This is a genomic window from Litchfieldia stipae, from assembly GCF_014837155.1.
In the GTDB taxonomy this organism is placed as follows: Bacteria; Bacillota; Bacilli; order Bacillales; family Bacillaceae_L; genus Litchfieldia.
Map to the genome: position 1 here is coordinate 1 of NZ_JACYHA010000007.1, position 19,240 is coordinate 19,240.

Sequence of the window (19,240 nt, forward strand, 5' to 3'; positions counted from 1 at the left end):
CATTTACAGTCATATACATTCCATTCACCTCTAGAATAGTATGAAATGACTGATCAACTTTGTACATCTTTATTCAAGTGATATTGTACATATTTAAATTAGCATTTCTATCCTGGATTTGGTCATCTCCTTTTATCAAAGTATCTCAGGGGATTTGTGTTATTCATGTGGGAAGTGATTGTTAACATTCAATCCAACCTTAATTTGGCGATGATTTACTCATTTCAAGGGGAGATTCAGAAAGCAACGGACGTTTTAGACACGAGATGGTTATTAATTTATATACCAGTTTATATTTTTGGGATTTGGGACAGTTATCGTACCACCGTCGATATGAATAAGGTGTATGTTCTAGCAGAACGAGAGGATCATCAATTTAATAGCTTTAGTATCGGTTCACTTGAAATCAATTATTTAGATAAACGAAGCCCCATCATGGCGGTCATTTGGTCGCTTTTTGTTCCAGGATTAGGTCAGCTATATATGCATAGAATTGTAAGTGCCTTTTTTACCATCACCTGGACCGTTATCTTTTTTTACAATTCTCGTGGTCTTGAAGCTATTTCACTATTATTTATCGGAGAAATTCAGCAGGCGACCGATGTGTTGGTGCCTCAATGGCTCTTATTTTTCCCATCTTTGTATGGTTTTTCAGTTTATGATTCTTATATAAACACCGTCGAAAACAATAAATTATACGATAAGGAACAACGTCGTTTTTTTAAAGAACAATATCAATCTTCTACGTTTAAAGTATTAAAAGGAAAAAAGGTGAATTAATCATGCAGCTATTTTCAACATTTGAGCATACCAATTTTATCGAGATGGCGATTGTTACGTTAGAGAAAAAAGGGATTCAAAAAGAAAAGATCTTTGTCCTCCCGCTCGACAACCGGACCGAGGACCATCAGATCTTCGATACCATGCATCGTTCAGATGGTACTTCTTTAATAGATATTGGCGCAGCCCTCTCCACAGCCTTTGCCGTCATTTTTGCGAGTATCGGATTTGAGCTTAAGTGGGGACCTATTTACTGGGGGCTTATCGGTGCCGCAGGCGGATTTCTATTAGGGTTCGTGATTCGACTATTCACTGAAAAGGTCAACAAAAAGAAGCAAAGACTAAAGAAAGGCTTTCATTCAGAAATTATCCTTATTGTCGATTGCGAAGAATCACAAGGAGAACTCGTTGAAAACATCCTCTTTACCCACTATGCACTCGGCGTAGCGAAGGTTAAGTAGGGACGGTTCTCAGTTTGCCATCATTCGAAAATGGCAAACTGAGAACCGTCCCCTTACTTCCAAAAGAGCCAGGGTCAAACACCCCTGGCTCAAATCAGTCACTTATTTCTTCTTATTCCCTGTAACTCCATTATTCCCTTTACTACCGATCTTCACATCATTGGTCGTCACGTTACCCGCGTGATCTACAGCAACCACCGTTACCGTTTGATCCTTTGTAGCAGGCTTCGCAAGAACATGTGAGGTTTCGCCCTTCACGTAAGGAGCTCCGTCAACTTCACCGTCGACCTCAACATACCAGTAAGCAACGCCACTTGTCTTATCGGACACATCAACAGTGACAGTTTGCTCGTCTTTTGCTAATGTTGTCTTCAACTTCGGTGTTGTCATGTCAAGCTTCACCGGTAATTTCACGTATTGAGTCTCTGCATCTTCGAAGTCAAGCGTTGCCGCTACTTGGAAGTAGTATTGACCGTCTGGAGCAACTTTACCATTTTGCAGTGTACCATCCCACGTCCAGCCTGAATTTAGGTAGTACTGCGCTCCTCTTCCACCATCATAATAGTTTTTACGTTGGTAACCTGCTGTTGTAATTTCTTTTACAACCTTACCCTTCGCATCCACTACTTCAAACTTCAACTCTTTCGCATTACGCATAAGTGATAGAATGTACGTTGCACTATCATTTGCTCCATCACCATCTGGAGAAATCGCAATGAATTCAGGGTTGATATCACCAGTTGCTTGGTCAGTACCTAAGTAGTTATAGCTACCTCCACCAACATGAGTTAAGAGACCAGTATATCCGTAGTAAGACATTGGATCCCAAATTGGTGTATCAACAACAGGTGCAGCATCCCACTCACCTTTAAATCCAACATAAGGAACCACAAGATCTGGATTTGTGTCAGTTGGATCAGTTAATTTAACAAATCCTTCTAACCAGTATCCATTTGTAAATACCTCTTTTAAATCAGCATCCCAATCGCTAACATCAAGAGTTACTTCAAATGTTGCCGCACCATTTGCTGGTACTTCAATCGTGCTAACCGCTGAACCATTAACTGTCGCAACCGCTCCTAAATCTAGCGCACCGACTAAGTTAGATGGTGTCACTAGCACACCCCCACCGTTAGCAGGTGTATCTGTTTGAGCACTTGCACTTACCTCATAAGAGACAGCTTCGTCAGTTACGTTTTCCGCTGTTAATTCAAATGTCACTTGATTCTTAGTAATTTCTTTTAACGCTACCTTTGCCTCACCAGTCACCGAGTCAGTAACCACAACAGGTGTTGATAATGCGTTATGAAGTTGCATTAATCCTGCACCTTGACGACGTGGAGAAACTGGTGCTCCGTCGAAGTCAATTGGAGCAGACGTATTTAATAAGAACTTTTTAGCAAGCTCTGCTCTTGCTGCACCGTCAAGCGCGAACTCTTCATCCACACGTTGTAAAACTAATGCCGAACCACCTGAAACATGTGGAGCTGCCATTGAAGTACCACTCTTCACTGAATACTGATCACCATCAACAGTTGAGTAGATTTGTCCACCTGGTGCTGTGATTTCAGGTTTGAAATCAAGGTTTGGAGTGATTCCCCATGAAGTAAAGTCACTCATAAGACCTGATGCACTGTTTGGAATATTCATTTTTTCACCACTGAATGTAACTGAAACAGATTTACCTTCTTTTAATGCAGCTGCAAAACGATCTCCATCAGCTTGTAGCATGAATAATTGTGGAATGGTGATTCTAGCTTCTGTTGCCATGCTCACTGTTCCACCTGCATTGTTATAAATGATTACACCCGCTGCACCCGCTGCTTGAGCATTAACTGCTTTATCAACGAATCCAATTTCACCACGCTGAACTAACGCGTATTTTCCAGCCAAGTCCTTACCAGCAAAATCAGCCGGGTTTCCTAAACCAGCGTAAACTAGCTCATAACTTTCTCCAATTGCAGGACCATTTTGCCCTGCAGATAGGTACATCACTTGCTCTGCGTCGCCACCATCAATTGACACGCCAACTGAATCAACATCCATGAACGAGTTCTCATAAGAAGCAACCGAAATCGAGCTATAAGACACACTTGGTGAACCTACTACCCCATAATCAGGATTAGATGCATACGGATAGAAATAGCCATTTCCAAAGTATGCTGAGTTCCCTGCAGAAATCGATACTATCACTCCGTTATCAACCGCGCGTTTTACCGCTTGTTGTTCTGGAGACGTCTCATCCACAAATCCAGCTGGAGAACCTAAACTCATATTTAGGACATCTGCCCCTAATTTAAGTGCATCATCAATTGCTTTAATGTAAATATCACCATACGTTGTTGCCACATTGTTACCGAATACACGTAAAGCTAATAATTGTGCTTCCGGAGCAACGCCCTTAATTCCGCCGTTTTCTTCATCACCATTTGCAGCAACTGTTCCACCTACGTGCATCCCGTGCATGTTAGTGTCGACATTGCTATCGAGAATGACATCATTGTTATCCATGTAGTTCCAACCATAAGGAACCTTCTCATTGTAAAATTTACCAGGTAATTCAAATTCAGCGATCGCACTTTCTACATCCGCCTTCGACAACTCCGCATTTGAACCATCTGTTAAAAGAAAATCCTTATGACTTGGATCTAGACCTGAATCGATGATCCCAACGGTCATCCCTTCACCATCGTATCCAAAATCTCTCCAAGCATTTTGAGCTTGTACTAATTCTTTACTATACTTCATGTCTGGTGTTTCAGTTGGAAGTTCATATTCAGTTGCTATGTATACTTCCTTTACTTCAGCGACTTCTTTGATTTTTTCAATCTCGCCGTATTTTACCTTTGCACTAAAGCCGTTTACAATGGCATTGAAATCTTGTAAATATTCAGCATCGACTTTCTTGCCTTTGATTTTATCCTTCGCTGCTTTTTGCTTATTCTTTGCAGCCTTCTCTAATTGCTTACGCTCTCCCTTTGAAAGCTTGTCATACTTCTTCCCCTTTTTCGTTGCAGTTTCTACTGGTGTATCCCCAGCTAACTCAACAATGACACGAACCTCTTTGTTCGGATCAATAGCCTCTAACTCTTGAGCTTTTAGACTAGCGTCCTTGCTCTCTGGCTTTACAAGATCTACCTTCTGTGGAGTAATTCCACCAGAAACGGCTAAGCCACTACCACTAAATGCGATTAATAAAACTAGTAAAATTGCAGAAATTCTTTTTAACATCGACATCCTCCTAATTTACAATTAAAATGCAAAACTAGTAATTGACCTCCCCCACAAATGATTGAATTGAAAATTTAATGTAAATTTTCAATATTTTCAATATACAAGATTAATAGTTTTCAGACTAGTACTGTGAGGCCTAGGATAAAGGAACTGTTTTTCTCATAAAATGTAAACTTTCCTCACATCACGTAGGTGAAAAATAGCTAACGAAGGATAAAACTGTCGAATAAGAACTCATCATGACCTAACACCCAAAAATCATGGTGCAAAATCCCTAGAAACCCCTCACAATTTCCCGAAATATTTTTTGGGCAAATTGGGTCAATTTGGGTCAATTTGGGTCAATTTGGGTCAATTTGGGTCAATTTGGGTCAATTTGGGTCAATTTGGGGACGGTTCTCACTTTGCCAAATGTACTGCCCCCAAAAGTTAGAGTAAAATCTGACTTTTTGGGGTCACATCAGAACCGTCCCCAATTCTCTCTCCCCACATATTTTTTCCATAATTGGGAACGCTATTTTAGCGGCGAATAAACAGGAGGCACAATCATGGATAAAATGACTCATCACGTCAATCTAACTTCAGCAGAAATCGCAAATCTATGGACTCAATACATCAATGATTCATTATCAATTTGTGTCCTTACTCATGCAATTGAAAAGGCAAAGGATGAAGATATCAAAGCGGTACTTGAATTTGCCCTGAGTCTCGCAAAATCCCATATCGTAAAAATTACTGAATTCTTCACTCAAGAACAATTCCCAATTCCTAAGGGATTCTCACTAGAAGAAGATGTGAATCTAAACGCGCCTCCGTTATTTACGGATGCATTTATGATTGATTACATGCATGCGATGACTTTGCTTGGGTTATCAGGATACGCAGGCGCTGTCTCAACCTCTTCCAGAGAAGATCAACTAGATTACTTCATTCAATGCAACATCGAAACCATGGAACTACATAAACGAATCCTAAATGTCATGCTCAACAAAGGGCTATATAGCAAGCCAGCTAGGATCGATACACCGACACAAGTCGATTTTGTTGACCAACAACATTATTTAGCAGGCTGGTATGGAAAAAAACGACCTCTAAACGCGATGGAAATTAGCGGCATGAATATTAATATGAAAAAAGATATCGTCAAAATTGTATTAGAATTGGGATTTGGACAAGTATGTCAAACAAAAGACATCCAAAAGTACTTCTATAGAGGGAAAAGCATATGCAAGGACCATTTTGATACGTTTAGCAAATTGTTAACAAAAGAAGATTTATCTTCCCCAAACTCATGGGTGTCTGAAGTAACCAACACCACCGTATCCCCTTATTCAGACAAACTAATGTTATTTCATATTGTCACATTAGTTTCAGCAGCAATAGGATACTACGGTGCAGGGTTATCCGTTTCTCAAAGAAGAGATATCGCTTTAGAGTACACGAAATTCATGGCTGATGTCGGTTTGTATGCAGAAGACGGGGCACAGCTGTTAATAAAATACGGATGGTTAGAAAAACCACCATTAGCTGCAGACAGAAAGAATCTCGGAAAAGCCTAAGAAGCCAGGTGGTCTCTCCCCTGGCTCTAACTAATTGTAGCTACATGAGCTCACTTAATGAATTCTAGTAATTCATCTCGATCTGTGGGAGGCTCCCTGAGCCACTTCAGTCCCTAGACCAAAGAAGCTGTACGCAAGTTTTTCTGCTCCTTTTTTCTCCAATCTCCTCACTCGACAACGCTACCATATAGTGCTAAATTTATAATAAATAGGAATTAATTATTCGAGCAAAAATCTAGATTGATAGAGTTAAATTGGAAAAGGAGCTGTTTAGTAATGAAGTCTATAGGTGTCGTTAGAAAAGTTGATGAACTTGGTAGAATCGTACTTCCTATTGAGCTACGCAGAACGCTTAATATCAATATTAAAGATCCAATTGAAATTTTTGTCGAAAATGATACCGTTCTCTTAAAGAAATATATACCTTCAGACTCCTGTGTCGTATGTGAAAGTATAGCGGATACATTCAAATTCCGAGGAAAAGATATTTGCATTGACTGTTTTAATGAAATAAAAGGAATAAAAATCTAAATGGGGACGGTTCTCAGTTTGCCTTTTCTCAAGAAAAAGGAAGCACGAGAACCGTCCCTTCATTTCTTTCAGAAAATTCGTATTTGTTGTATAATTCCTATATAAGGAGTGATACATATGGACCTAAATGATGTTATACACGGACACCGATCAATCAGAGAGTATGAGGACAAAGAAGTAAGTCAGGAGTTACTAGAGAAGATATTGGATGCGGGAATTCGCGCTTCTTCAAGTGGAAATATGCAGACGTATTCGATCGTTGTGACGAGAGACAAAGAGCTTAGAGAGAAATTATATAGCGCACATATGGAGCAGTCGATGGTTGTTGATGCACCAGTGCTATTAACGTTTTGCGCTGATTTTAATCGAATGAGAAAATGGCTTGAGCTCAATGATGCACCTGTGCATTTTGATAATTTCATGAGCTTCATGATTGGTGCTATTGATGCGACCTTAGCCTCGCAAAACTGTGCGCTGGCAGCGGAAAATGAGGGTCTTGGCATTTGTTATATGGGGTCAACTCTAGCAAACTGTGATCAAATTGGTGAGCTATTAAACCTACCACCAAATGTCGTGCCAGTTGTGGGATATTCACTAGGATACCCTGCCGAAAACCCTGCCCCACGCGACCGTCTGCCGAGACATGGAATCGTTCACTATGACCAGTACCATGATTATTCCGACCAAGACATTCTAGACATCTACAAAGAACGTAACGAAAAGGGCTGGCAGCGCTACATGGACATTCCTAGACTCAAGGAAATGGTTGAGGAATTAGGGTTGAAGAATCTAGCCCAAGTCTACACCATCGCCAAGTACACGAAGGAATCCCATGTTGATTTTTCACAAACCGTCCTGAACTACCTAGAAAAACAAAACTTCATGGAAAATAAATGAGTCACGGGGAGCCGCGGGGACTAAATTACCCCCTGGCTCTCCCTCACACTAATCCTTCGCTAGCTCCTTGCGATCTGCCGATAAAGGCGGTTGCTCCAACCATTGATTCGCAATCATAATGTTTGCACCTTCCTCAGAATACTTCAGAACTTCACCAATCAAACGCAAATAATCAGCGACCATGTCACTTCTCTGACTCTCAGAAATGGATATACCATAGTTCCCAACACCGGTATAAATCATCAAACTGAAATGAAACATCATCAGCTTATCAGAAAACGGCGCAACTTGAGATTTTGTCACCTCATTGTCATACGTCATTGGAACAGGTAAGGATGCTAAATCCAGATAAGTACCAAATACTTTAATATGCTTCAACGCAATTTCTTTTCCTTTTATAAAAAAATGACGGGTTTTTTCCGACTGTGCCACTTGGCTAAACGCTCTCGCTAAAGCTGAGCCCAAATGATTCGACTGAACGTTTGAAAACAGGTTAGTAACCTCTGAACCAGTTAGCTCCTGCCTTCGTCCAAGCCCCTCTAACACAAAGGAATGCTTCTGAACAAACTCCAATTGATTGGGATAAGGGATATTCGGCGGACGCAAGGCAATACCGAGTTCTAACATGAGCTGAGTGGCCCGCTTATTCAGCTCTACCGCCTCAGATAAACAGGAATTAAAAAAGACCAGAAGATCTTGACGATACATGTTCTGCACCACTCTACCGTATGTAACTAAGCCACCCTTAGCCATTTGTTTGATATAATTCACATAAAATGTATCCGAAAATAAACGGCCGGCCTCTAAATTCACATCCTCTTCTGTAAAACCCTGTGGAATTTGAACGTTTTCGCTCGTGTAAATCTCACGCAAAAAATGAACATGTTTTTCAGATAACTCCATTGCGAACGTGACCAACTTTTTTACCTCATCATCCTCTATATGCTCAAGAAAATGCTTGAACACACAAATAGCCATTGTATCCGCAAGATACGTCGTCCACATATTAGCCAATTCAGCGGATGTTAATGAAATATGGTCATGATGATTTTCCATACAAATAAATCCTCCTAACTAAAACAACGAAAGCTAAATACTAATGCAATTCTTCATGAAAAATTCAATCCTATTTAATATACTTCCAAAAACAGAAAGACTTTATCCAAGAAAAGGAAAATCCATCTCATACATGGTATATTAGAACCAAAGAGAGTTAGCACCAAAACGCCAAAAGGAGGGCTATACGATGAAGCAGCTGTACATCAAGCAAAAGGTATTCAGTCTAGCTGGAAAATTCACAGTAAAGAATCAACAGGAGGAGGATGTGTATTTCGTCGAGGGCAGTTTCATGCAATTCCCAAAGACGTTCTCCATCATGAATTCGTCAAGAGAACAAGTAGCAATCATTACGAAAAAAGTGTTCAGCTTCTTACCAAAGTTTTACGTTGAGGTAGATGGTCAAGAAGAGTTAACAATTAAGAAGGAGCTCTCCTTCTTAAAAGCACGTTATTCGATTGAAGCTGCCAATATCGAGGTTCACGGTAACTGGTGGGATATGAACTTCGAAGTATTGCAGAACGGAAAAGTCGTCGGCAAAGTTAACAAAGAATGGTTCACCTGGGGCGATAGCTACAAGGTTGAAATCCTGAATGAAGAAATGGAGAAAATCATCATTGCAATCGTTGTCGCCATCGATTGTGTGAAAGCTGATGACGCATCATCTTCGGCGGCTACTTAAAATTCTGCGTGTGAATGAGGTCGAGGGACAATGTTCCCTCGGCCTTATCTTATTTATTCAACGGAGATTGTAAGGAATTCGACGAAACTGAGTGATATTCCGACGAAAGATCAGCAAGATTCAACGGAAGGGCTCTTCCTGGCTGTAACATATCCATTATTCCAACGAAAATTGAGCTCTATTCAACGAAACTCTACCCTTTTCCGACGAAAGATCAGTATGATTCAACGGAAGGGCTCTTCCTGGCTGTAGCATTCCCATTATTCCAACGAAAATTGAGCTCTATTCAACGAAACTCTACCCTTTTCCGACCAAAGATCAATATGATTCAACGGAAGGGCTCTCCCTGGCTGAAGCATATCCATTATTCCAACGAAAATTGAGCTCTATTCAACGAAACTCTACCCTTTTCCGACGAAAGATCAGTATGATTCAACGGAAGTGGACTTCCTGGCTGATGCATACCCATTATTCCAACGAAAATTGAGCTCTATTCAACGAAACTCAGCCATATTCCGACGAAAGATCAGTATGATTCAACGGAAGGGCTCTCCCTGGCTGAAGCATATCCATTATTCCAACGAAAATTGACCACTTTCAACGAAACTCAGCCACTTTCCGACGAAAAATCAATATGATTCAACGGAAGGGCTCTTCCTGGCTGTAGCATATCCATTATTCCAACGATAATTGAACACTATTCAACGAAACTTAGCCCTATTCCGACGAAAGATCAGCAAGATTCAACGGAAGGGCTCTTCCTCGCTGAAGCATATCCATTATTCCAACGAAAATTGAGCTCTATTCAACGAAATTCAGCCATATTCCGACGAAAGATCAATATGAATCAACGGAAGGGCTCTCCCTGGCTGAAGCATATCCATTATTCCAACTAAAATTGAGCTCTATTCAACGAAACTCTACCCTTTTCCGACGAAAGATCAATATGATTCAACGGAAGGGCTCTTCCTGGCTGAAGCATATCCATTATTCCAACTAAAATTGAGCTCTATTCAACGAAAATCAACCATATTCCGACGAAAGATCAGCAAGATTCAACGGAAGTGGACTTCCTGGCTGAAGCATATCCATTATTCCAACGAAAATTGAGCTCTATTCAACGAAACTCAGCCCTATTCCGACGAAACAACAACATAATCCAACGAAGTTCACCGACCATCTCTTCTGATCCATTTTCGGCAAACTGAGAACCGTCCCCAACTTGCACAACTTGCCCCCCCGCTCTGCCCCAAACAAAAAAGCCAGGAGATTTCTCCCCTGGCCCTTCTTTTATTATTTTGTTAATGATACGTTATGGAAGAATGGAGTTCCACTGAAGTTTACAAACAGTCCGTCGATTCCGTTCATACCGTGAACGAAGTCAGGATGTTGTAGGTACACCATTGGAGCTTCATCGATTAGGATTTGTGATACTTCTGCGTATGCAGCGTTACGCTCGTTTTGGTCAGTTGAAGTACGACCTTTGTCTAATAACTCGTCAACTTTTTCATTCGTGTAGAATGCACGGTTACCTGGAGTTCCATGCATTGAAGAATGGAATAGTGCGTATAGACCGTAGTCAGCATCACCTGTTACAGTCGTCCAACCAAGTACGAACATTTCATGCTCTCCAGCACCAGTCTTTTCTAAGAAAGCGCCCCACTCGATAATTTCGATTGAAACAGTGATTCCAATTTCAGCTAATTGTGCTTGAACTAATTCACCGATGTCAGCACGTTCTTTACTTCCTTCGTTTACATAAAGAGTTGTCTCAAATCCATCTGGAAAACCAGCTTCAGCTAATAATGCTTTTGCTGCTTCTACATTGAATTCAAGTGGCTTAAGATCTTGAGAGTTACCTACAACTGTTGGAGCAAGTGGACCTACAGCTGGTACCCCTTGACCATCAAGAATTCCATTAACGATATCGTCTTTATTGATTGCCATTGCGATCGCTTGACGTACTTTTACGTTGTTAAATGGCTCTTTGTTGATGTTGAAACTTACATAGTCCATACGAGTACCTTTTACGCGATCAAGCTCAACACCGTCAATTGCTTCTACCATTGTTACGTCAGAAGAACCAACTAACATGACGTGTGCTTCACCTGTTTCAAGCATTGCTACACGTGTAGCTTGCTCAGGAATAACTTTCATTACGATTGAGTCAACTTTCGCTGGCTCACCCCAGTAATCTTCGTTTTTCACGAACTTGATTTCAGCGCCACGGTTCCAAGATTCAAATTTGAATGGACCTGTACCTACTGGATTTTCATCTACCTTTTTACCACCATTATTTTCTTCTTCAATCGCTGAAGGAGCAATAATTGAACCTGCATTATGAGCTAAGTGAGATGGTAGTGGAGCAAATGGCTCAGCTGTACTAATTTGTACAGTGTGGTCGTCTACAACAGTGATTTCAGAAATCATGTTTAGTACAACTGCACGAGGTGAAGCGAAATCTGGATCAATTAAACGCTCAAGGTTGATTTTTACAGCTTCTGCTGTGAAATCTGTTCCATCGTGGAATTTAACACCTTGTTGTAATTTGAATTCCCAAGTTGTATCATCAATTGCTTCGAACGATTCTGCTAGAGAACCTACAACTGAACCGTCTGCAGCATATTCAGTTAAACGATCGAAAATTTGAGTTGTTGCATTTGTTGTTGCTGTATCGTTCATTCCGTGTGGATCTAATGTCGGTGCATCAGAAGGAGTAACGAATACTAACTCTCCACCTTCTTGAACTTCTGGTGTTTCTTCAGCGTCAGTGCCTGGTGTCTCTTCTTCCGTTGTGTCGTTATTTCCACTACATGCTGCTAGTACCATCATAAATGCTAGCAACAGTGCTAGAAATGCATTCTTTTTTGTCTTCATGCATAAACCCCCAGTTTTTATTTTTTGTACCCATGCTTGCTTACATGGTCTCGTCTATAATAATCTAAAAATTACAAACAAACAATATATTTTGAATAAAAATTTTCATTCTTTAGTCCTTTTAAACGATAAACCAATAAAGTAAGCATTTTAGTAGAATAGTAATCTTTGTCAGATTTTTTCACAAAAGTAGCAAAGATTGGTGATTTATTACGGATTCCGAAGATTCTAAAATACTCGAACTAACATTATAATCTATAAAAATATAATAATCATACTATTGTAATATTTTTGAGTAATCGGTATTATAGAACTACTGTGTAAAACAACTGTAATCAAAAATTAATAATCAAAAGAATAGAAAGGATGGGGAATAAGGAATGAGCCAACCACAGCTACAGCCTACTTCAACAGGTACTGTTCCTATCAATGAGCCAAATGAGAGACTCACTTCCTCTAAGCAATTCTTAAGGAAGTTAGCTAAGAATAAGGCGGCTATTGCAGGTGCTTTGATCGTTACAGTATTTATTTCACTAGCTATTTTCGCTCCACTTATCGCACCACACAGTCCAACTACAATGAATATCGCAAACAAATTACAGCCACCATCTGCTGAACATTGGTTTGGAACAGATGACAAAGGACGAGATATCTTAAGCCGTCTCCTCTATGGATCTAGGATTTCCTTAACTGTAGGGATTGTTTCAACGATTCTAGGAGCAATTGTTGGAATTGTTCTAGGAATTGTTGCTGGCTATTATGGCCGCTGGGTCGATTCTCTATTAATGAGAATTTGTGATGTTTTACTAGCTTTCCCAGGAATTCTATTAGCTCTAGCAATTGTTAGTGTATTAGGAGCTAGTACGACAAACGTGATTATCGCGATTGCCTTCTTTGCGGTTCCGACATTTGCGAGAATTGTACGAGGGTCGACATTAAGTGTGAAAAAACTAGAGTATATTGATGCGATTCGAGCAATGGGAGCAACAGATGGTAGAATTATTTTCCGCCATATCCTTCCGAACATCGTTTCACCAATCATAGTTCAATCAACCCTTTATATCGCTTCTGCCATTATTACTGCTGCAGCACTTTCATTCCTTGGAATGGGAACACAGCCACCAGATCCTGAATGGGGAACGATGCTGAGCCAGGGAAGATCGTATATTCGTCAGGCACCACATATTACTCTGTTTCCAGGGTTAGTTATCTTAGTAGTAGTAATTGGCTTCAATCTATTTGGTGACGGTCTGCGTGACGCGCTAGATCCAAAGACAAAAAAATCATAAAGGGGAAGGTGAACTAAATGTTTGTATTCATCCTTCGAAGACTTATTCAAACAATCCCCGTCATGATCGGGGTTACATTAGCAGTATTCTTGATGATGCACCTTATTCCTGGTGATGCAGCCAAAATTATGGCCGGAGAAAATGCAAATCCAGAGCAAGTCGAACAAATGCGTGAAAATTTAGGTCTTAATGACCCACTTCATATTCAATATTTCCGATTCCTTGGAGATGCTGTAAAAGGTGATTTAGGGACATCCATCCGAACATCTCGTCCAGTAACAGAAGAGATTTTCGATTCCCGCTTTGCGATTACAGTTCAATTAGCCTTGATTGGAACAGCTGCTGCTGTATTACTTGGCTTAATTGCAGGAATTATTTCCGCTACAAGAAAATACTCTCTGACTGATGTCGGAATTATGCTTGTTGCATTATTTGGACTATCGATGCCAAACTTCTGGCTCGGTATTATGTTGATTTATCTCTTCTCAGTGAACCTCGGTGTCCTTCCTGTTGCAGGTTGGGGAACGTGGGAGCATATGATTCTACCAGCAATCACATTAGGAACGGGTGGAGCAGCAATCATTGCTCGTATGACACGTTCAAGTATGTTAGAGGTTATTAACCAGGATTATATCCGAACGGCTTACGCAAAAGGTGTAAGTGACCGTCTTGTTATTTATAAGCATGCCCTACGTAATGCGTTAGTCCCTGTTGTTACAGTTGTAGGTTTACAGTTTGGTGGTTTACTAGGTGGAGCGGTTATTACGGAAACCGTATTTGCTATCAACGGTCTTGGCCGTTTGATTATCGACTCCATCCGTGCACATGATTTCCCAATGGTGCAAGGAACGATTCTCGTTTGTGCGGTCCTATTTGTACTTGTTAACTTCCTTGTTGATATTACGTACCGCCTCATTAACAAACGAATTGACATGAACTAAGGAGGGTGAAATAGAATGACTAATGCAAAAAACGATAATATCTTAGAAGTAATCAATCTACGTACCTCCTTTTTCACAGATGAAGGCGAGGTAAAAGCCGTAGATGGTGTGGATTTTACCATCGAAAAAGGAAAGACCCTCGGAGTGGTTGGGGAATCTGGTTCAGGGAAAAGTATCACGTCCCTATCGATTCTTAGATTACTAGAGGAAACATCTGGTAAAATCGTGGGCGGAGAAATTCGTTTCAAAGGCGAAAATCTTCTCGACAAAACGAAAAAACAAATGATGGGGATTCGTGGAAATAATATTTCAATGATCTTCCAGGAGCCAATGACTTCATTGAACCCTACCCTAACTTGTGGGGAGCAAATTGCGGAATCGGTACGGATTCATCAGAAATTAAACCGTAAAGAGGCATGGAAAAAGGCGGTTGAAATGCTTACGCTTGTTGGTATTCCATCCCCTGAAAAGCGTGCGAAGCAATACCCGTTTGAATTATCAGGTGGGATGCGCCAGCGTGTGATGATCGCCATTGCGCTTGCTTGTAATCCAGAGTTGTTAATTGCCGATGAGCCAACAACAGCCCTAGACGTTACGATTCAAGCACAAATTCTTGATTTAATTAAGAAGCTACAGGAAGAGTTAGGAACTTCCCTGATGATGATCACTCATGACCTAGGTGTTGTTGCTGAAATGTGTGATTATGTTGCCGTTATGTACTGTGGGAAGGTCGTTGAATATGCGGATAAGAAAACGCTATTCACTGATCCTAAGCACCCTTATACAGTTGGATTATTAAACTCTGTACCAAAGCATGACCAGGATTATGAAGGTGACCTATCCGTGATTCCTGGTTCCGTTCCAAGTCCATTCAATTTGCCACAGGGCTGTCGTTTCGCTCCAAGATGTCCGCATGCAAGAGACCTATGTCGCGCGGAATTGCCTGAGCTAATAGACACAAAGGATGGCGAACAGGTTCGTTGTTGGATATACAGTGATAAATGGGAAAAACAAGAGGAGGTATCCCAGCGATGAGCACAAAAACCTTGTTAGAAGTTAAAAATCTCAAGCAATACTTCCCCATCAAAGGTGGTATCCTAGGACGTACTGTGAATCATGTAAAAGCAGTTGATGACATCAGCTTTTCGATTAAAGAAGGTGAAACGGTTAGTATCGTTGGGGAATCTGGATGTGGGAAATCAACTACAGGAAGAGCCATCCTACGCCTAGACAATCCGTATTCTGGTGAAGTCATGTTTGACGGAGAAGACTTATTAAGCTTAAATAAAAAGGAAATGAGAAAAAAACGTAGCGATCTTCAGATCATTTTCCAAGATCCGTACGCTTCACTCAATCCTAGACAAACCGTCTTTCAAATCTTAGACGAAGCGCTCGAAATTCAAAACGTCGTTCCTAGAAAAGACCGTCGAAAAGTGATTGAAGAATTGCTTCAAACAGTTGGTATCGGTGCACACCAAATCGATCGCCACCCACATGAATTCAGTGGTGGTCAACGTCAACGTGTCGGAATTGCAAGAGCCCTATCCGTGAATCCGAAGTTGATTATCTGTGATGAAGCCGTATCAGCGCTTGACGTTTCGATCCAAGCACAGGTATTAAATCTATTAAAAGACCTGCAACGAAAGTTCCAGTTAACTTATTTATTCATCTCACATGATCTTGGAGTTGTTCGTCATATCTCTGATCGTATCATTGTTATGTATCTAGGAAAAATCGTTGAAATCTCTGACAAAAAATCATTATTTGAAAGTCCACAGCATCCTTACACACATGCTCTACTTTCAGCGATTCCTAGTACAAATATCGAAGAAAAGAAAGAGAGAATTATCTTAAAAGGAGACGTCCCTTCTCCTATCAATCCTCCTTCTGGCTGTCGCTTCCATACACGCTGTCCGTTCGCCTACGACCGCTGTCGTACGGAAGAACCAAAGCTACACCGTGTCGACGAAGGACAACAAGCCGCTTGTCATTTAGTCGAAGAAGGAAAAATCAACCTGTCTGAACTATCAGCAGCGAAATAAGGGCGGGAAGCACGGGGGTTCTCGTGCTTCTTTTTTTGTACTTTGTGGTGCCTGTCACCAGTCGATTTTTCTTGTTTCACTGGAAAAGTGGCAGTGTTGGGACGGTTCTCATACTTCCTTTCTGGCAGTACCGGGACGGTTCTCACGCTTCCCTTTTCTTCACACTAAATCGACATGCAAATGGAGGAACCGTCCCCACACATCCGGGCACTTATCATCAGCCCCACTCTACACTAAAAAGGAGTTTGATAAATCATTATGTTCATTCTAATTCTACTCATATCCCTGCTCATTTATGGCGGACTTGTCTACTATATTGGCTGGCGCGGGTATCGCTGGCTTCGACCGGAATCATCAAGTCGACGGTTCAAGATCTTATACAGCCTCGTGATCGCACTAGCAGCTAGCTCCTTTATTTGGGGCCGCATGTCTGGCCTCACCATTTTAAATATCATTGGCTCTTACTGGATGGCATGCTTTTACTTGCTGTTACTATTAGTGCCCCTTGCTCATCTAACAGTTACCCTCTTGCGTCTCACCAAACTATCGAGACAAAGAACACACAAATGGGCTGGGATTATCACTTTAGCACTGTTCATATCTTTCCTAGCATACGGCACATTTAACGCATACAGCCCGGTCGTTCAAAGCTATGAAATCGAGATGGAAAAAGGCTCCTCAACATTGGACAACCTCCATATTGCGATGGCGGCAGATACACATTTTGGTCTACTATCAGGTAAGGATCACGCGGAGCGTATGGTAAAAGAAATCAACGCACTGAACCCTGATCTCATCCTAATACCCGGAGATCTCTTCGACGATGATGTACAACCTTTCCTTGATCAGAAGATTGATCAAATATTATCCAATCTCCACGCACCATACGGAGTCTATGCCTCACTAGGGAATCATGACAAGCATGACGGGACCATGCAACAGCTAATTGACGCACTCGAAAATAGCGGCATCACCGTCCTGTATGATGAAACAATCGAAGTCCAAGGTCAATTCACACTCATTGGACGCAAAGATCGTACCGAACGCGACAGACTACCTTTAGACGTTCTAATGAAGGATGTGGACCTGACAAAACCTGCCTTCCTCATCGATCATCAGCCATATGATCTTGACATTGCACAGCAAGAAGGCATTGACCTAATGGTCTCAGGCCATACCCATCGTGGGCAGGTCTTCCCTGGCAACCTAATCACAAAATCGATCTACAAAAATGATTGGGGCTATTTACAAAAAGAACAGCTACACACGTTCGTTACATCCGGTTTCGGCTTCTGGGGTCCCCCTATTCGAATCGGAACACGCTCTGAAATCGTTAGTATCCATATACAATTCTGAATGCTACATGGGGACGGTTCTCAATTTGCCTCTCTCAAAAAGAGGCAAAATAAGAACCGTCCCCACTTCACCTAATCAACCCAGCCAACCGAATCAAGCCAACTTCTATTTGTTCTAACGAGGCATAAGAATATGACAATCGAATATGCTCAAAATCGTTTTTGTCATAGATCATTCCTGGATTCAGCAGGATCTGCTCCTTCAGTGCAAGATCAAATAGTTTGCTAGTCGAAACCTCTACGTCAAACTTCAACCAAATATAAAACCCACCTTTTGGAACACTCCAGCTTGCAATCTCCGAAAAGTACTGATGTAAAAGTTGAATCATAAAATCCCTTCTATGCTTTAACTCTACTTTTACCCTCTCCAAGAAATCATTGTACAATCCACTTGACAACCATTTTTCAACGACATACTGGGATAAGGAGCTGGAGCCATAGTCTGTTTGCATTTTAATATCTGCTAAGCGATCGATGACTGGCTCTGGTCCGACGATCCAGCCTACACGCAATCCAGGACTGAGAGTTTTCGAGACGCTCCCAATGTACAACACATTCCCTTGCGTATCTTGCTCTTTGAGTGGTTTCGGTGGCGGACCTTCAAACCATAAATCACCATAGACATCATCCTCAATGATCGGTAATGATGCACGCTCGCAAACCGTCATTACTTCAGAGCGCCGTTGCTCATTCATTAACACTCCTGTTGGATTGTGGAAGCTAGGGATTGTATAGAGCAGGGCTGCTTGGTGTTGTCGTTTTACCCGCTCAATCTCATTATGCTTAATCCCTTCCTGATCCATTGGCACACCGACTAGATTCATTCCGGCTGATTGGAAGACATGGACCGAATTTAAGTATGAAGGTGATTCATGAAGGATGGTTGACCCTCGTTTTAACAACCCAATCGAGATGAGCTGAAGAGCTTGAAGACCTCCTGATACGATTAAAATCGAGTCTGGCGACGCAACAATTCCTTTGCTCCTTAAATAATGGCTAACCGTTCTACGTAAGGAGACAAGCCCTTTTGGTTCAGTGTACCCTAGTGACAAGTCATTTTTATCATCTACTTGTAAAATCTCTTTCATTTGAGCGTTCGGCAATAAGTCTGGCGACAGCTCCCCTGTTCCTAATCTGATAAAATTCCGATTTGCTTCAGCACGATTAATCTCTTGAATCATACTAATATTCGGCTTATGAATACCTGATGAAACATAGCTTTTCCAATCAGGAGGCGGCGTGGAAGTCAGTAAGCTCCATGTATTATTGATCACTCGTGTCCCGCTACCAACCTTTGTTTCTACTAATCCATCAGCAATCAACCCGTCTAGCGCAAACACAATCGTACTACGATTGACCTCAAACTGCTGAGCCAAGCTACGTTGAGTTGGGATTCTCGTTCCTACCGTCCATTCACCAGCCATGATCTTGCTTTTTAGAAAATCATAGATTTGTTGATGTAACGCGATGTTAGCATCCTTTGTTGGTTTCCACTCGATTTCATTCATTGGACAATCCCCGCTTTTAGCTATTTAC

At 41.3% G+C, this 19,240-nt stretch carries 15 protein-coding genes; 11 read left to right on the forward strand and 4 right to left on the reverse strand.

The features are described from left to right. The first annotated feature begins 165 nt into the window (after positions 1-165). Entirely contained in the window at positions 166-780 is a 615-nt protein-coding gene (locus F7888_RS10205) for a hypothetical protein (protein ID WP_318246261.1), read from the forward strand. Positions 781-782: 2 nt separating this feature from the next. Then, complete coding sequence (locus tag F7888_RS10210; RefSeq protein WP_191779095.1) at positions 783-1,241, forward strand: hypothetical protein; 459 nt, start codon at positions 783-785, stop codon at positions 1,239-1,241. Between the two features lie 102 nt (positions 1,242-1,343). Here the strand turns inward: F7888_RS10210 and F7888_RS22925 are convergent, their stop codons facing one another. Then, on the reverse strand, positions 1,344-4,472 hold the full coding sequence (locus F7888_RS22925) for a S8 family serine peptidase (RefSeq protein ID WP_191779096.1): 3,129 nt from the start codon (positions 4,470-4,472) through the stop codon (positions 1,344-1,346). A gap of 551 nt (positions 4,473-5,023) precedes the next feature. Between F7888_RS22925 and F7888_RS10220 the strand changes: the two genes are divergently transcribed. From F7888_RS10220 to F7888_RS10230, 3 genes are all read left to right on the forward strand, one after another. Beyond that, positions 5,024-6,034: a DUF3231 family protein gene (locus tag F7888_RS10220; RefSeq protein WP_191779097.1), complete on the forward strand. Its 1,011-nt coding sequence runs from the start codon at positions 5,024-5,026 to the stop codon at positions 6,032-6,034. A 276-nt stretch (positions 6,035-6,310) separates the two neighbouring features. After that, positions 6,311-6,565: an AbrB/MazE/SpoVT family DNA-binding domain-containing protein gene (locus F7888_RS10225; RefSeq protein WP_191779098.1), complete on the forward strand. Its 255-nt coding sequence runs from the start codon at positions 6,311-6,313 to the stop codon at positions 6,563-6,565. Positions 6,566-6,682: 117 nt separating this feature from the next. Then, on the forward strand, positions 6,683-7,462 hold the full coding sequence (locus tag F7888_RS10230) for a nitroreductase family protein (RefSeq protein ID WP_191779099.1): 780 nt from the start codon (positions 6,683-6,685) through the stop codon (positions 7,460-7,462). Positions 7,463-7,510: 48 nt separating this feature from the next. On the opposite strand, the gene F7888_RS10235 is transcribed toward F7888_RS10230, so the two are convergent. Beyond that, positions 7,511-8,518 carry a DUF3231 family protein gene (locus tag F7888_RS10235; protein WP_191779100.1) on the reverse strand — a complete coding sequence of 336 codons (1,008 nt, stop codon included), beginning with the start codon at positions 8,516-8,518 and terminating at the stop codon, positions 7,511-7,513. 190 nt (positions 8,519-8,708) lie between these two features. Between F7888_RS10235 and F7888_RS10240 the strand changes: the two genes are divergently transcribed. Further along, positions 8,709-9,200: an LURP-one-related/scramblase family protein gene (locus F7888_RS10240; RefSeq protein ID WP_191779102.1), complete on the forward strand. Its 492-nt coding sequence runs from the start codon at positions 8,709-8,711 to the stop codon at positions 9,198-9,200. Between the two features lie 1,293 nt (positions 9,201-10,493). On the opposite strand, the gene F7888_RS10245 is transcribed toward F7888_RS10240, so the two are convergent. Further along, positions 10,494-12,077, reverse strand: coding sequence for a glutathione ABC transporter substrate-binding protein (locus tag F7888_RS10245; RefSeq protein WP_191779104.1), 1,584 nt, complete (start codon positions 12,075-12,077; stop codon positions 10,494-10,496). A 380-nt stretch (positions 12,078-12,457) separates the two neighbouring features. Here F7888_RS10245 and nikC point away from each other — a divergent pair, with 380 nt between their 5' ends. The 5 genes from nikC (at position 12,458) to F7888_RS10270 (ending at position 17,705) form a co-directional block, all read left to right on the forward strand. Continuing rightward, positions 12,458-13,366, forward strand: a complete 909-nt coding sequence (nikC, locus tag F7888_RS10250; RefSeq protein WP_191779106.1) for a nickel transporter permease — start codon at positions 12,458-12,460, stop codon at positions 13,364-13,366. Between the two features lie 17 nt (positions 13,367-13,383). Further along, a complete protein-coding gene (locus F7888_RS10255) occupies positions 13,384-14,307 on the forward strand; it encodes an ABC transporter permease (protein WP_191779108.1) in 924 nt (307 codons plus the stop codon). 15 nt (positions 14,308-14,322) lie between these two features. Next, on the forward strand, positions 14,323-15,342 hold the full coding sequence (locus F7888_RS10260) for an ABC transporter ATP-binding protein (protein WP_191779110.1): 1,020 nt from the start codon (positions 14,323-14,325) through the stop codon (positions 15,340-15,342). Further along, positions 15,339-16,349, forward strand: coding sequence for an ABC transporter ATP-binding protein (locus F7888_RS10265; RefSeq protein ID WP_225228726.1), 1,011 nt, complete (start codon positions 15,339-15,341; stop codon positions 16,347-16,349). Before F7888_RS10260 ends, F7888_RS10265 begins: the two co-directional genes overlap by 4 nt. Before the next feature lie 258 nt (positions 16,350-16,607). After that, positions 16,608-17,705: a metallophosphoesterase gene (locus F7888_RS10270; protein ID WP_191779112.1), complete on the forward strand. Its 1,098-nt coding sequence runs from the start codon at positions 16,608-16,610 to the stop codon at positions 17,703-17,705. A 67-nt stretch (positions 17,706-17,772) separates the two neighbouring features. Here the strand turns inward: F7888_RS10270 and F7888_RS10275 are convergent, their stop codons facing one another. Next, positions 17,773-19,212 (reverse strand): aminotransferase-like domain-containing protein, encoded by a 1,440-nt coding sequence (locus F7888_RS10275; RefSeq protein ID WP_191779114.1) that lies wholly within the window; start codon positions 19,210-19,212, stop codon positions 17,773-17,775. Between the last annotated feature and the right edge of the window lie 28 nt (positions 19,213-19,240).

Coding starts and splice junctions, on each gene's coding strand:
- F7888_RS10235 (WP_191779100.1), bottom strand. CDS start 8,518: ATGGAAAATCATCATGACCATATTTCATTAACATCCGCTGAATTGGCT.
- F7888_RS10270 (WP_191779112.1), top strand. CDS start 16,608: ATGTTCATTCTAATTCTACTCATATCCCTGCTCATTTATGGCGGACTT.
- nikC (WP_191779106.1), top strand. CDS start 12,458: ATGAGCCAACCACAGCTACAGCCTACTTCAACAGGTACTGTTCCTATC.
- F7888_RS10210 (WP_191779095.1), top strand. CDS start 783: ATGCAGCTATTTTCAACATTTGAGCATACCAATTTTATCGAGATGGCG.
- F7888_RS10225 (WP_191779098.1), top strand. CDS start 6,311: ATGAAGTCTATAGGTGTCGTTAGAAAAGTTGATGAACTTGGTAGAATC.
- F7888_RS10260 (WP_191779110.1), top strand. CDS start 14,323: ATGACTAATGCAAAAAACGATAATATCTTAGAAGTAATCAATCTACGT.
- F7888_RS10240 (WP_191779102.1), top strand. CDS start 8,709: ATGAAGCAGCTGTACATCAAGCAAAAGGTATTCAGTCTAGCTGGAAAA.
- F7888_RS10230 (WP_191779099.1), top strand. CDS start 6,683: ATGGACCTAAATGATGTTATACACGGACACCGATCAATCAGAGAGTAT.
- F7888_RS10275 (WP_191779114.1), bottom strand. CDS start 19,212: ATGAATGAAATCGAGTGGAAACCAACAAAGGATGCTAACATCGCGTTA.
- F7888_RS22925 (WP_191779096.1), bottom strand. CDS start 4,472: ATGTTAAAAAGAATTTCTGCAATTTTACTAGTTTTATTAATCGCATTT.
- F7888_RS10265 (WP_225228726.1), top strand. CDS start 15,339: ATGAGCACAAAAACCTTGTTAGAAGTTAAAAATCTCAAGCAATACTTC.
- F7888_RS10220 (WP_191779097.1), top strand. CDS start 5,024: ATGGATAAAATGACTCATCACGTCAATCTAACTTCAGCAGAAATCGCA.
- F7888_RS10255 (WP_191779108.1), top strand. CDS start 13,384: ATGTTTGTATTCATCCTTCGAAGACTTATTCAAACAATCCCCGTCATG.
- F7888_RS10205 (WP_318246261.1), top strand. CDS start 166: ATGTGGGAAGTGATTGTTAACATTCAATCCAACCTTAATTTGGCGATG.
- F7888_RS10245 (WP_191779104.1), bottom strand. CDS start 12,077: ATGAAGACAAAAAAGAATGCATTTCTAGCACTGTTGCTAGCATTTATG.